General features: G+C 36.4%; 16 protein-coding genes, 1 pseudogene and 1 other annotated feature. Of the genes and pseudogenes, 14 read left to right on the top strand and 3 right to left on the bottom strand.

Annotated elements, in window-relative coordinates; genetic code table 11:
- Positions 1 to 180: 180 nt before the first annotated feature.
- The 7 genes and pseudogenes from AC1DS7_RS14525 to AC1DS7_RS14495 all read left to right on the top strand — a co-directional run bounded on the left by AC1DS7_RS14525 (position 181) and on the right by AC1DS7_RS14495 (position 3,623).
- Positions 181 to 552, top strand: coding sequence for a DnaJ family domain-containing protein (locus AC1DS7_RS14525; protein ID WP_215588699.1), 372 nt, complete (start codon positions 181 to 183; stop codon positions 550 to 552).
- Positions 553 to 562: 10 nt separating this feature from the next.
- Positions 563 to 877 carry a thioredoxin family protein gene (locus AC1DS7_RS14520; RefSeq protein WP_002063639.1) on the top strand — a complete coding sequence of 105 codons (315 nt, stop codon included), beginning with the start codon at positions 563 to 565 and terminating at the stop codon, positions 875 to 877.
- A 13-nt stretch (positions 878 to 890) separates the two neighbouring features.
- Positions 891 to 1,142: a hypothetical protein gene (locus AC1DS7_RS14515; protein ID WP_002029564.1), complete on the top strand. Its 252-nt coding sequence runs from the start codon at positions 891 to 893 to the stop codon at positions 1,140 to 1,142.
- 129 nt (positions 1,143 to 1,271) lie between these two features.
- Positions 1,272 to 1,355: pseudogene (locus tag AC1DS7_RS14510) on the top strand (histidine kinase); the annotation flags it as partial.
- Between the two features lie 79 nt (positions 1,356 to 1,434).
- Positions 1,435 to 2,016, top strand: coding sequence for a TetR/AcrR family transcriptional regulator (locus AC1DS7_RS14505; protein WP_002124986.1), 582 nt, complete (start codon positions 1,435 to 1,437; stop codon positions 2,014 to 2,016).
- 66 nt (positions 2,017 to 2,082) lie between these two features.
- On the top strand, positions 2,083 to 3,300 hold the full coding sequence (locus AC1DS7_RS14500; RefSeq protein ID WP_016103253.1) for an MFS transporter: 1,218 nt from the start codon (positions 2,083 to 2,085) through the stop codon (positions 3,298 to 3,300).
- 71 nt (positions 3,301 to 3,371) lie between these two features.
- Complete coding sequence (locus AC1DS7_RS14495; RefSeq protein ID WP_033715363.1) at positions 3,372 to 3,623, top strand: helix-turn-helix transcriptional regulator; 252 nt, start codon at positions 3,372 to 3,374, stop codon at positions 3,621 to 3,623.
- A gap of 75 nt (positions 3,624 to 3,698) precedes the next feature.
- Here AC1DS7_RS14495 and AC1DS7_RS14490 read toward each other — a convergent pair whose 3' ends face one another.
- A complete protein-coding gene (locus tag AC1DS7_RS14490; protein WP_431184052.1) occupies positions 3,699 to 4,982 on the bottom strand; it encodes an MFS transporter in 1,284 nt (427 codons plus the stop codon).
- 108 nt (positions 4,983 to 5,090) lie between these two features.
- Positions 5,091 to 6,404 carry an alkaline phosphatase family protein gene (locus AC1DS7_RS14485; RefSeq protein WP_476999074.1) on the bottom strand — a complete coding sequence of 438 codons (1,314 nt, stop codon included), beginning with the start codon at positions 6,402 to 6,404 and terminating at the stop codon, positions 5,091 to 5,093.
- A gap of 154 nt (positions 6,405 to 6,558) precedes the next feature.
- Here AC1DS7_RS14485 and AC1DS7_RS14480 point away from each other — a divergent pair, with 154 nt between their 5' ends.
- Positions 6,559 to 6,852: a YesK-like family protein gene (locus AC1DS7_RS14480; RefSeq protein WP_002124993.1), complete on the top strand. Its 294-nt coding sequence runs from the start codon at positions 6,559 to 6,561 to the stop codon at positions 6,850 to 6,852.
- 93 nt (positions 6,853 to 6,945) lie between these two features.
- Positions 6,946 to 7,153: a binding site (T-box leader), on the top strand.
- A gap of 45 nt (positions 7,154 to 7,198) precedes the next feature.
- Complete coding sequence (proS, locus tag AC1DS7_RS14475; RefSeq protein ID WP_476999073.1) at positions 7,199 to 8,629, top strand: proline--tRNA ligase; 1,431 nt, start codon at positions 7,199 to 7,201, stop codon at positions 8,627 to 8,629.
- Between the two features lie 269 nt (positions 8,630 to 8,898).
- On the opposite strand, the gene AC1DS7_RS14470 is transcribed toward proS, so the two are convergent.
- Positions 8,899 to 9,993, bottom strand: coding sequence for a cell wall anchor protein (locus tag AC1DS7_RS14470; protein WP_476999098.1), 1,095 nt, complete (start codon positions 9,991 to 9,993; stop codon positions 8,899 to 8,901).
- Positions 9,994 to 10,200: 207 nt separating this feature from the next.
- Here AC1DS7_RS14470 and AC1DS7_RS14465 point away from each other — a divergent pair, with 207 nt between their 5' ends.
- The 5 genes from AC1DS7_RS14465 to AC1DS7_RS14445 all read left to right on the top strand — a co-directional run bounded on the left by AC1DS7_RS14465 (position 10,201) and on the right by AC1DS7_RS14445 (position 13,939).
- Entirely contained in the window at positions 10,201 to 11,079 is an 879-nt protein-coding gene (locus AC1DS7_RS14465) for an ROK family protein (RefSeq protein ID WP_002140255.1), read from the top strand.
- Between the two features lie 128 nt (positions 11,080 to 11,207).
- Positions 11,208 to 11,804, top strand: coding sequence for a TerD family protein (locus tag AC1DS7_RS14460; protein ID WP_002029589.1), 597 nt, complete (start codon positions 11,208 to 11,210; stop codon positions 11,802 to 11,804).
- Between the two features lie 26 nt (positions 11,805 to 11,830).
- Positions 11,831 to 12,415: a TerD family protein gene (locus AC1DS7_RS14455; RefSeq protein ID WP_002010225.1), complete on the top strand. Its 585-nt coding sequence runs from the start codon at positions 11,831 to 11,833 to the stop codon at positions 12,413 to 12,415.
- 80 nt (positions 12,416 to 12,495) lie between these two features.
- Positions 12,496 to 13,074, top strand: a complete 579-nt coding sequence (locus AC1DS7_RS14450; RefSeq protein WP_002091197.1) for a TerD family protein — start codon at positions 12,496 to 12,498, stop codon at positions 13,072 to 13,074.
- 73 nt (positions 13,075 to 13,147) lie between these two features.
- Positions 13,148 to 13,939 carry a TerC family protein gene (locus AC1DS7_RS14445; RefSeq protein ID WP_000025698.1) on the top strand — a complete coding sequence of 264 codons (792 nt, stop codon included), beginning with the start codon at positions 13,148 to 13,150 and terminating at the stop codon, positions 13,937 to 13,939.
- Positions 13,940 to 13,996 lie beyond the last annotated feature (57 nt).

The following is a 13,996-nucleotide window of genomic DNA, read 5'->3' as shown; positions in this document are numbered from 1 at the left end:
TCTCAATATTAAATGGCTCTAATACAGACTACACATGAAAATAAAATATTGATTAGGGAGGAAAAGGCTCCTTGTAATTAAATTTGAGAAAAAATTGTATAAAGTCAATTTGTAATAGCGTAGCAAGATGAGAAAATATCATGTAAAATAATAGTAAAAATATGTAAAGGAGCGAATGGTGTGGATGTCTTTTTGAACATTGCTGAAGAAAAAATTCGACAAGCAATACGGAATGGTGATCTCGATCATATTCCGGGGAAAGGAAAACCACTACAATTAGAAGACCTTTCAATGGTACCTCCAGAACTTAGAATGAGTTATAAAATCTTGAAAAATGCAGGTATGATTCCACCAGAAATGGAACTACAAAAAGATATATTAAAAATAGAAGACTTAATTGCGTGCTGTTATGATGAAGTAGAGAGAACAGAATTACAAGAAGAGTTAACAGCAAAAACGCTGCGTTTTCAGCAGGTAATGGAAAAGAGAAAGATTAAAGATAGTTCGGCTTTTCGTATGTATCAGGATAAAGTATTTCGTAAATTACGCTAAGAGGGATAAGATGAATACATTTGAAACGATAGAAGAATTAGCGACATATATTGAAGGACAACAATTGGTACTGCTGTTTATTAAAACGGAAAATTGTGGTGTTTGTGATGTTATGTTAAGAAAAGTAAATTGCGTATTAGAGAATTATGATTACGTAGAGAAAGTAGAAATATTACTACAAGACATGCAAGAGATTGCAGGGCGATATGCGGTATTTACAGGGCCGACAGTTTTATTATTTTATAATGGAAAAGAAATTCTTCGTGAATCGCGCTTTATTTCACTTGAAAATTTAGAGAGAACCATTCAATTATTCGAAGATTAAGGGAGGCTTTTATATGGAATTTATTATTGTCATACTATTATTTGTTGTAGTTGGAACGATCGCAACAGCAGTTCGATCAAACAAAAAGAAGGTAAATCTTACAAAACAAAATAACATTCATAATTCATCCAACAGCTCATCACCATTATTTTTCTTTGCTGGATCGGATAATGATAGCTCGCACGATGGAGGTTCACATGATTGCGGAGGTTCTTTTGGTGGAGATAGTGGAGGTAGCTGCGGTGGTGGAGGCGGCGGTGATTGATGAGAATACGCCCTATAGGGGGCGTATTTCTTTTTAAACAAACGTTTGATTAGTTGGCTTCCACATGCATAAAAACAGTTAAACAAACGTTTGATTAAATATTTTTAACATGCTAGGGGAAATGACAAGGGAACCGTATTTCTTACTAAATTAGGATTTAAATTTGGAATAATACATATGATTCGAATGTGGTTTGAAAGTACGTTTTCTTAAATAAGGAGTATAGCCTCTTGCGATAGAGGTTTTTATTTGTTATTATTAGACCGAACGGTCGGTTTAAAGAGGTGTGAATATGAGAAGAAGCGCAGAAGAGATAAAGAAAGAAATTGCTTATAAAGCAGAAAGTCTGTTTTCACAGAAGGGCTATGCAGCGACATCTATGGAAGAGATTTGTGAGATTACAGAGAGAAGTAAAGGAAGCATTTATTATCACTTTAAAAGTAAAGAAGAATTATTTTTATTTGTAGTGAAACAGCATACGTATGATTGGCTTGAAAAATGGAATGAAAAAGAGAAGTTGTATAGTACTAGTACTGAAAAACTATATGGTCTCGCGGAATATTATGTAGAGGACATACAGCAACCCATTTCAAATGCAATAGAGGAATTCTCTATGAGCCAAGTTGTAAGTAAAGAAATTCTAGATGAACTGTTAGCTTTAACTAGAGAATCATATGTTATGGTTGAGAAATTAATTGAAGCAGGTATACAGTCTGGAGAGTTTCAAGAAGATGATACGCGTGATCTTATGTATATTGTGAATGGATTATTATCTGGGCTTGGAGTACTTTACTACGAGTTAGATTATAAAGAGCTGAAACGTATTTATAAAAAGGCAATAGATGTATTGTTAAAAGGAATGGCAGCTGAATAATAGGTCAGTTGCTTTTCTTACAAAATAAATTAGACCGAACGGTCGGTTTATGGAAGGGGAATAAAAATGAACGCTTTATTTAAAAACCGAGCATTTATGCTCGTTATGGCATCTGATATTTTACAACAATTTGCAATTTGGATCAGAAATATGGCTCTTTTGTATTTCATAATGGAGCGAACGAATAATGATCCAGTTTCAGTTTCTTTATTATCGGTTATGGAATATGCACCTATTTTTATTTTCTCGTTTATCGGTGGGGCGCTAGCTGATCGCTGGAATCCGAAAAGAACGATGGTCGCTGGAGATGTATTAAGCGTACTGTCTATTGTAGGAATTGTCTTGTTGTTAAAGCTGGATTATTGGCAGGCTATATTTTTTGCAACACTCATTTCCGCGATTGTAGGTCAGTTTTCTCAGCCATCATCTTCGCGTATATTTAAACGCTATGTAAAAGAAGAACAGGTAGCAAATGCGATTGCATTTAATCAAACATTACAGTCGCTATTTATGATTTTTGGACCAGTGGTAGGATCGCTTGTGTACACACAACTTGGTTTATTTACGTCACTATATAGCTTAATTATTTTATTTTTGTTATCTGCTATCGCTCTTTCATTTTTACCAAAATGGGTGGAACAAGAGCAAGTGGCGAGAGGTTCATTAAAAAATGATATAAAAGAAGGTTGGAAATACGTTCTTCACACGCGAAATTTACGTATGATTACGATCACTTTCACCATTATGGGCTTAGCTGTTGGACTAACGACTCCATTAGAAGTGTTTCTTGTAATAGAACGGCTTGGAATGGAAAAGGAAGCCGTTCAATATTTAGCCGCAGCTGATGGAATCGGTATGTTAATTGGTGGTATTGTTGCTGCAGTTTTCGCTTCAAAAGTGAATCCGAAAAAGATGTTTGTATTCGGTATGAGCATATTAGCGATGTCATTTTTAGTAGAAGGGTTATCTACATCATTTTGGATTACTAGTTTCATGAGATTTGGAACAGGTATTTGTTTAGCCTGTGTCAATATCGTTGTCGGTACGCTTATGATTCAACTTGTACCAGAAAATATGATTGGCAGAGTAAATGGAACGATTTTACCACTGTTCATGGGGGCAATGTTAATTGGAACTTCACTAGCTGGAGGATTGAAGGAGATGACCTCACTAGTTACTGTATTTTGTATAGCAATGGCACTTATTTTATTTGCGATAGGTCCGGTTTTACGTATGCAAATAAAGAAAGAAGATATTGTGAATCGAGAGGAAATGACGAATTGATTAGTTTCGAAATAGCTATTGTAAGGGAGCAGAATTGCTCCCTTTTCTTGTGGCAATCTTTTGACAATGACATGCCCCAACTATATACTGATGATGTAAAAACGATTTTACAGGTTAGGAGAAACGGTGTGAAAAATCAAATCTATGAATTGCGCACTGCAAATAGTATTTCACAAGGTGCATTAGCGGATAAGTGTAACGTATCAAGACAGACGATAAATGCAATTGAGAATAATAAATATGATCCAAGCTTAGCACTAGCATTCCGGTTAGCAGAAGTATTAGGAACAACTGTCGATAAACTATTTTTGTACAAGCTTTAGAGTTTTTAATTGTGGGGCGTTATCGTTAAAAATATAAGAGAAAGATCCCCTTCTTGTGTGAAGGGGATCTTTCTCTTATATTGTTTTAGTTTTCGGATTAGGTGGTGTAACGGACGTATCATTTTCGGGTACTCTAGTTAATAAGAATCCACCGATAATAAATAAGACAATAATACTAAGGACACCAGCGTTTGTTTTTCCTGTTAATTGTGTTGTGACACCAACTAATACCGGACCCATAATTGCCGCGAATTTACCAAAGATATTATAAAATCCGAAGAATTCATTTGCAGATTCTTTCGGTACTAGTTTTGCGAAATAAGAACGGCTAAGTGCTTGAATCCCGCCCTGAGAAGTAGCAACTAACATTGCTAAAATCCAGAAATCAAACGTCGTTTTTAAGAAATAAGCATATGTGCAAATAATGATATAAATGATAATGCCGACATATAGCATTTTTTTACTGGTAAATGTTTCCGATAGTTTTCCATATAATAAAGCAAATGGACAAGCGACAATTTGTGTTACAAATAAGATGATTAATAGATTGGTTGCACTAATACCGAGATCTGTTCCGTAAGCAGTAGACATAGTGATAATTGTATCTACCCCATCAATGTAGAAAAAGTAAGCTATTAGGAACATAAATACAGTTTTATATTCTTTAATATTTTTAAACGTATTAGCAAGGCGCTTGAAGCTCATTGCAATTGGTCTTGGATGACGTTCAATATAGTGTGTTTGCTCTACATTTTTTAGCATTGGTATCGTAAATAGTCCCCACCAAAGAGCTGTTATTGCAAAGGAAATTTGACTAGCAATTCCGACTGATAAGGGGATAGTTCCTTTTTGAGCAAGAATAATAAGAGCAATACAACCGATAAAAGGAATTGTGCTCCCAATGTAACCTAATGCAAAACCTCGCGTAGAAATTCGGTCCATTCTATCTCCTGAGGTAACATCTACTAGAAATGCATCATAAAAAATATTTGCTCCAGCAAAGCCAACTAATGCGAGCATATAGCATCCTAGTAATAAGTACCACTGAGATGTTGGAACAATTGCTAGCATACTTGTAAATACGATACCGAGTCCAAAGAAGAATGTGAAAAATCGTTTTTTAAATCCCTTATAATCAGCAACTGTGCCGAGAATAGGAGCGAGTATAGAAATTAAAAGTGTAGCGAACGAGTTTGCATATCCCCAATAGGCTGTTGAAGTTGCGCCAGATAGTCCAGCTTCTTTTGCAGCTGCTTTAAAGTAAATTGGGAATAATGCAGTTGTAATGACGAGCGAATATACCGAGTTCGCCCAATCGTACAATATCCAGCTTTTTTCTTGTCTGGACATTTTTTTCATATAATGTTCCCCCTTAAATTTGTTCTACTAACAGTGTACAAAAATAAAAATTATAAAAAGAGAAACAGTGATGATTTTTACATAACTTTTACATATATACACAGTTCTTTACAATTGAAGTAAATCCTCTACAATTGCGCCGTCTGTTTCACCTAAGTGCAAACCGAGTAACCTAGCGATAGTCGGACCTTCATCAATCAGTCTCATATACGGAATTGTAACGCCGCTTTGAATGCCTTTCCCAGCAGCTATAAAAATTGTTTCATAGTTAGGTTTTGTTGGGGAATATCCATGCGTTCCAAATGTATATTTCTTACTAGAATTAACATCTTCTTTATTAATTTCTTTTATGAAATCACCTGTATAATTTTCAATGAAGTAATAACCTTCCATGGCCTCTAGCATAAATAAGCAATTACCATCAGCGCCACGTTCTTTTGCATCTTCATCGTGCAGAATAAATTCAATTCCATTTTGTTTATCCTGAAGAAGCTCTTCAAGAAGAAGTTGAATCTCTTTAATCGTTTCAGTATCATTTTTATCCTTTACATGTACGTAGGCAGATCCATCACAGCTTTGGCAATAAGCTTTCCAATCGTGTATTTTTCCACGTTTATTTACGGATATAAGCCCTTTTTGACAGAATAGGACATTTAATTGGATTGCCTTGTTTTCACTTAAAGCGCTATGGTCACCAAGTGCAATAATTGTACTTTCTTCGTATATACCACTTTCTTTTAATGTATGGATAATTTTTCCGAGGCGTTCGTCGTGTCTGTGGATTGCAGCTACTGTTTCCTCAGACTCGAAGCCATGGTAATGTCTTTGAGTATCTAAATCAGTAAAATGTACAAACATAACATTAGGCTTTTTCGTCTGAATTGTATGTACGGCAGAAGCAAGGACGAAATTATCAAGCTCAGGCTGTGACAACCCATTTCGTATATGGCCGAAACGACGATTTAAATCTAATTGATATAGCGGGCTACCGCTAAATAATGAAACTAAAATTTGATTTTGCCACGGTCTATTTGGAAAAATTTCTGGTAAATTGTAATCGATATTTGCTCTTCCAGTAACAGGCCATAGAAGGGCTGCTGTCGTTAAATTTGCTTTGCGTGCTTCATCATATAAAGTTGTCCCGTTAATGGACTTTCGGTACCAATGCCAATCTGGTGACTCACGTCCTGGTTGAAGTAATGTATTGCTGACAACGCCATGCTTATTAGGATAATTACCGGTTACGATTGTTGAGTGGCTTGGATATGTTACAGAAGGATAAATTGGCTCCACTTTTTTCGCAATCGCGCCCCTTTTTATTAAAGTTTGGAAATTAGGTAGTTTTTGTAATATAGGAAAATCTAAAGCTGATAAGCAGTCAAAAGATAAAATAATGACGCGATTTGTTAATGCTTTATCCATAAAGTTTCCCTCCTGATTATATAAAACCTATTCTTATATATTACTATTAATACCTGGTAATAAAAATATATTTTTGAATAAAATTTCGTTATTTATTTTCAGAAAAATTAAACATATAATAAGTATAAGGGAATGAATGGAAGGAGGGAATACTATGGATTGGCTAGATGGATTTGGTATCTTTTACATCATTGGTGGAGTCACCGTTCTCCTTGTATTTTTTATGTCATATTTACTAAAGAAACGTTTTCCAGATAAACAGTTTGATATTATATTTGCACTTAGTTTAGTACTTCTTTGTTTAGCTTTCTTTCCTGTAACAATGATCGCTATTGGTGGTTGGGAAGGAATGGGATACGGATTTATTTGTTTCTTCGTTTTAATTGGTACACTAATTGGTATGGTTGCTCATCAACTTGTAAAAATAGTTCGGAAAAGTTACGTATAAAACAGTGATAATTGAAAATAATGTATAAAAATAAGAAAATTGGCTCTTGTTTTGAAATAAAATTTATATTATGATATTCAACAAATTTATTTTGTTATAACGATGAAAAAGGAATAGTACATGTCTTACCTTTTTGCAGAGAGAGAATCCTTTTGGCTGGAAGATTCTTAAAGAGGCGATATGGAACCTACCTTTGAGTTCTGCATATGCAGCGGGAAATTCCCGTTATCAAAAAGAGAGCATACTCAATTTTTTTGTGTATGAATCAGGGTGGTAACGCCGACAAAGCTCGGTCCCTATTTGGGGACGCGGGCTTTTTCTATTTTCTAAAGGAGGAAGAATAACTATGGTAAAAGAACAAGTACAAGCCATTACGAAAATGGAAGAAGACTTTGCTCAGTGGTATACCGATATTGTAAAAAAAGCGGAGCTTGTTGATTATTCAAGTGTGAAAGGTTGTATGATTTTACGTCCATACGGTTATGCATTATGGGAAAATATGCAGAAAGTAATGGATGAAAAATTAAAAGAATCTGGTCATGAAAATGTGTACATGCCGATGTTTATTCCAGAGAGTTTATTACAAAAAGAGAAAGATCATGTTGAAGGATTTGCTCCTGAAGTAGCATGGGTTACTCATGGCGGAGATGAGAAATTGGCGGAAAGACTTTGTATACGTCCTACATCTGAAACTCTATTCTGTGAGCATTTTTCAAAAATTGTTCAATCATATAATGATTTACCAAAGTTATATAACCAGTGGTGTTCAGTAGTTCGTTGGGAGAAGACGACGAGACCATTCCTTCGTACAACTGAATTTTTATGGCAAGAAGGTCATACGATTCATGAAACGGCAGAAGAATCTCAAATTGAAACATTAAATATTTTAAATCTATATGCTGCTTTTTGTGAAGAGTATTTAGCGATTCCGGTTATTAAAGGGCAAAAAACAGAAAAAGAAAAGTTTGCAGGAGCGAAGGCAACTTATACGATTGAAAGTTTAATGCATGATGGAAAAGCACTTCAAACAGGAACATCTCATAACTTTGGAACGAATTTCTCTGAAGCATTTGATATTAAGTTTTTAGACCGTAACGGTAAATGGCAATACGTACATCAAACATCTTGGGGTGTATCAACAAGAATGATAGGTGGACTTATTATGGTTCATAGCGATAATAACGGACTTGTAATGCCACCGAAAGTCGCTCCAGTACAAGTTGTTATCGTTCCTATTGCTCAGCACAAAGAAGGTGTGTTAGAAAAAGCAACAGAGTTGCAAGGACGTATTCAGAAGGTTGCACGTGTAAAAATAGATGCTAGCAATAAAACACCTGGCTGGAAATTTAATGAGTATGAAATGAAGGGTGTTCCAATTAGATTAGAAGTTGGTCCAAAGGATATTGAAAAGAATCAAGTTGTACTTGTAAGGCGAGATACGAAAGAAAAAGAGTTTATATCAATGGATCAATTAGAAGAACGCATTCCAGCACTACTTGAGGGAATTCACCATTCTTTATTTAGTAAAGCAAAAGTATTTCGCGATGAGAATACGTATAGTGTGACGAATTTCGAAGAGATGAAAAAAGCGGCTGATGAAAAGCAAGGATTTATTAAAGCGATGTGGTGTGGAGAACTAGCTTGTGAAGAAAAATTAAAAGAAGAAGTTGGAGTATCTTCACGTTGTATTCCGTTCGAACAAGAAAGTTTAGCTGACGAATGTATTTGCTGTAGTAAAAAAGCGAAGCAGATGGTGTATTGGGGAAAAGCGTATTAATACTCTTTCTACTAGATGACAAAAAGGACCTTTGATTGCATAATAAAATGCAATCAAAGTCCTTTTTAGTTTTATCCCGCTATTTGCTAGGCAGTAAAACTCCCACTTCAAAATTCGGCTGGAGCAAAGAAGTTAGGTGGGAGCCCTGCTGCCCGTAAAAGCCCGATTGGTGAAGGTTAATAATCAGTGGGGGATGAACAAAATCCCCACTGATTAAAGTTTCACTTTATAATCTGTTTCATGTATTTTTAGATGGAAGGATGATTTTTTTATTTTGCGTTTTTACGACGAATAAATAGTAACACACCAATTAGGAATGTCGAAAGACCAATTAAAATAGATGCAGGATAATGCGTTGCAGTATTAGGCAATTTATTGCCTTGTTTTGTTGCATTATCTTTTGCGTTACCGCTTTGAGAGCCGCTATCGCCTTTAACACGGTTGCCGCCCTGAGAGCCATTACCACCTTGAGAACTGCTGTCGCCTTTAACACGGTTGCCGCCCTGAGAGCCACTGCCACCAGAACCACTGCTACCAGAACCACTGCCACCAGAACCACTGCCACCAGAACCACTGCCACCAGAACCATTGCCACCAGAACCATTGCTACCAGAGCCATTGTCACCAGAACCACTGCCACCAGAACCGTTGCCACCGGAGCCATTGCCACCAGAACCATTGCCACCAGAACCATTGCCACCAGAGCCGTTACCGCCAGAGCCGTTACCGCCAGAACCGTTGCCACCAGAGCCATTGCCACCAGAACCGTTGCCACCAGAGCCATTGCCACCAGAGCCATTGCCACCAGAGCCATTGTCACCAGAACCACTGCCACCAGAGCCGTTACCGCCAGAACCACTGCCACCAGAACCGTTGCCACCAGAACCACTGCCACCAGAACCGTTGCCACCAGAACCGTTGCCACCAGAACCGTTGCCACCAGAACCGTTGCCACCAGAACCGTTGCCACCGGAGCCGTTACCGCCAGAACCACTGCCACCAGAACCGTTGCCACCAGAACCGTTGCCACCAGAGCCATTGTCACCAGAACCATTGCCACCAGAACCATTGCCGCCAGAACCACTGCCGCCAGAACCGTTGCCGTCAGAACCACTGCCACCAGAACCACTGCCACCAGAACCGTTGCCACCAGAACCATTGCCACCAGAACCACTATCGTCCTGAGAACCATTGTTTCCTGGAGGTTTATTATTATCTTTTGAATTACCTTCTGCTAAAGTATCGTTATTTTGTACAATAGCGTTTGTTATTGGATGGAAGTTTTCAGTTGCAGCATTACCAATATTTAAGCCGCTAAAAAAGGATAAAGAAAGTGTTGATGCTAAAATGAATATTTTTGTCATTGTTTTCCTCCTGAAGAAAAAATTATTGTTCCATCTAAAATACACCCCTTTGTAATATTTCATAGGAAAAAGAGTTTTATGCAAAAAAAACTATATATAGAAAAAGGTGGTGTATTTCTAAAGGGAGAAAAGAGTTAATGTAAATTCCTTGCAAATAGTAGAGTGATGGAGAATTTACACTCATAACAGTAGAGGAAGTGGCAACGGATGAAAGAATATATTGCATTTGATATTGGTGGTACGCAAATTAAATATGGAATTGTTTCAGAAATAGGGGTAGTACTAATACATAAAAAGGTCCCAACAGAAATTCACTTGGGCGGGGAACAAATTGTTCAAAAACTTATATGTTTATCAAAAAAGTTAATGACTGAACATACTATTTCCGGAATTGGTATTAGTACAGCGGGAATTGTTGATATTGATAAAGGAGTTATAACGGGAGGTGTGGATCATATTCCGCGTTATGCTAATATTTCTATTGTTGAGAGATTACAAGAAGTATTAAAAGTTCCTGTATCTATTGAAAATGATGTTAATTGTGCAGCCTTAGGCGAGAAATGGAAAGGTACAGGGAGGGGAGAAAGCGATTTTATTATGCTTACGCTTGGAACGGGCATTGGTGGAGCAATTGTTATAAATGGAGAGTTATACCGTGGACATTCGTTTGGCGCTGGGGAATGGGGGAACATGTTAATAGAAGGGAAAACTTTTGAGGAGGTTGCCTCAATTTCGGGATTAATTCATCTCGTACGAAGATATAAAGGTAAAAAGGAGTGGGATGGTAAAACAATTTTCGAATTATATGATAAGGGTGATAGCGGTGTTACTCAAGCCGTGAAGATTTTCTTTAAACATTTGGCGATTGGTATTAGCAATCTTGCTTATATTTTTAATCCGAAAATGATTATTATTGGTGGGGGAATTACTGAAAGAGGAGATGATTTCTTAAATGAAGTGAAGGAAGAGATAGGAACATACTTAAATCAAGAGATTTATAGTAATTGTGAGATTAAACTTGCGCAAAGCGGTAATTGTGCAGGAATGATTGGCTCTATTTACCACTTATTACATCAGTATAAATAAATATAGTAGCTGTTTTCATATAATTGAGAATTTATCCTTTTTCTCATTAGATAAATAATGCTACAATATAAGAGAAGAATACAATGTTTTCCGAGTTGGAAAATGCTTTGTAGAAAGGAAGAAACTTCATGCCTATTATTTTAGAAAAAGGACAAAAGATTGATTTAACGAAAGGACAACCGAGAGTAGCGAAACTACAGGTTGGCTTAGGCTGGGATCCAATTGGGCAATCAGGTGGGTTTCTGTCTTCTTTATTTGGAAGTAAACCAAGTGTAGATTGTGATGCATCTGTCGTTATGTTAGAAGGGGATCGTTTTTTAAACAAAAATGATCTAGTTTACTTCGGCAACAAACTTTCTACTTGTGGTAGTATTATTCATTCAGGAGATAATTTAACAGGTGAAGGCGCTGGTGACGACGAAACAATTTTCGTAGAATTACATAAAGTTCCGAGCCGTATTAATCGTTTAGTATTCGTTGTAAATATTTATGACTGTGTAAATCGTCGTCAAGACTTTGGGATGATTCGCAATGCATATATTCGTATTCAAAACCCACAAACAGGTGAAGAATTAGCGCGTTATAACTTGTCAGATAATTATGCTGGCAAAATGACTTTAATTGCAGGTGAAATGTACCGAGACGGAAACGAATGGAAGTTTTCAGCAGTGGGAGAAGGAACACAAGATAAAAACTTAAGTGAGATTGTATCACGTTACCAATAAAATAAACCAAGGAGGAATAGTATAATATGGCATCTATTTCATTGAAAAAAGGACAAAAGGTAGACTTAACAAAAACAAATCCAGGTCTTTCGAAAGTTCTTGTAGGACTTGGTTGGGATACGAATCGTTATGACGGACAAAATGATTTCGATTTAGATGTTAGTATCTTCTTAGTAGGTGCTAACGGTAAAGTTTCAGGTGCAGAGGATTTCGTCTTCTATAATAATCCAAAAGGTGCGAATGGTGCTGTAGAGCATTTAGGAGATAACCGTACAGGTGAAGGTGAAGGCGACGATGAAACAATTAAAATAGACTTAAAAAATGTTCCTGCTAACATTGAGCGTATTTGTTTCACAATTACAATTTATGATGGAGAAGGCCGCAGCCAAAACTTCGGACAAGTTTCTAATTCTTTCGTACGTATTATGGATGAAGAAAAGAATGCAGAATTAATTCGTTACGATTTAGGAGAAGATTTCTCTATTGAAACAGCTGTAGTAGTGAGCGAATTATACCGTCACGCAGGTGAATGGAAATTCAATGCAATCGGAAGTGGATTCCAAGGTGGATTAGGTTCTCTATGTAATAACTTTGGTTTAGATGTAGAGTAATAGATTTATATATCCATCAGTGAAACGCGTAATTACTGATGGATATATTTTTAAAAATTAAAATATAGAGGTGAATATATATGGTTATTCAATTGCAAAAAGGACAGAAAATTGATTTAGCTAAAACAAGCCCAGGTTTATCAAGAGCAGTAATTGGTCTTGGATGGGATATTAAATCTTATGATGGTGGATCTGATTTCGATTTAGATGCATCTGCCTTTTTATTAGATGCGAACGGGAAATGTACGAAGGAAACTGATTTTATTTTCTATAATAATTTACAGTCTCCTTGTGAATCAGTTTTACATACAGGAGATAACCGTACAGGTGCAGGTGACGGTGATGATGAGCAACTTGTTGTCGATTTGAAAAAGGTTCCAGCAGATGTTCATAAAATTGCTATTACAGTTACAATTTATGATGGTGAAGGCCGTAATCAAAACTTTGGACAGGTTGCAAATGCATTCGTTCGTTTAGCAAATGAAGAAACAAACGAAGAAGTTCTTCGTTTTGATTTAGGGGAAGATTTCTCCATTGAAACAGCAGTTGTCTTTTGTGAATTATATCGTCATAATGGACAGTGGAAGTTTAGTGCAGTAGGAAGCGGATTCCAAGGTGGATTAGGTGCGCTTGTAAAAGCGTATGGCTTGGATGCATAAGAAGGGAAACGACATTCGTTTCCTTTTTTTGACCTTTCTATAAATCTAGCAAAGAATAGGGGATAAAGGTAAGATGAGTATTTTGCAAGGAATCCTTGATACGTATGCTCAGTTTTTCGACTTGGACATGTGGATTAAAGTGTTACAAGATCCAGTATCTTGGGGGTTAATAGGTACACTTGTTGTACTTGAAGGGTTATTATCTGCTGACAATGCACTTGTGCTAGCGGTAATGGTAAAACATCTTCCAGAAGAAAAACGAAAAAAAGCATTATTCTATGGACTGATTGGAGCTTATGTATTCCGTTTTATTGCAATTGGAATTGGAATGTTCTTAATTAAATTAGCATGGGTAAAAGTGTTAGGTGCACTTTACTTAGCTTGGCTTTCAGTTAAATACTTCATTGATAAAAGAAAAGGTAATGCAGAAGAAGAGGAAGCTCATGGTATGAACCAAAACAGTATTCTCTTCAGAATGTTTGGTGTCTTCTGGGGAACAGTTGCGATGGTTGAATTAATGGATATCGCGTTCTCTGTAGATAGCGTACTTGCTGCATTTGGTGTATCAAATCAAGTTTGGATTCTATTATTAGGTGGAATGCTTGGTATTTTAATGATGCGCGGTATCGCTGGCGTATTCTTAAAATTGTTAGAGCGTATTCCAGAACTTGAAACGACAGCATATATTTTAATCTTAATTATTGCAGCAAAAATGTTACTGTCTGTTATTCATATTGAAGTAAGCCATACGCTATTCTTTATTATTTTAGTTGTAGCATTTGGAGCAACGTTTATACTTCACTACATGAAGAATTCTGGACAAGCTAAAGAAGAAGTTGCAGCTACTAAAAATAATCATAAATAATTGAAATGGGTTTGCTCGTTATGCGAGCGCCCATTTTTTATAACTAAAAATAGTTTA

Source organism: Bacillus sp. P4_E1 (genome assembly GCF_056401715.1).
The sequence above is the reverse complement of the archived record's forward strand: the minus strand, read 5'-3'. Positions and strand labels throughout refer to the sequence as shown.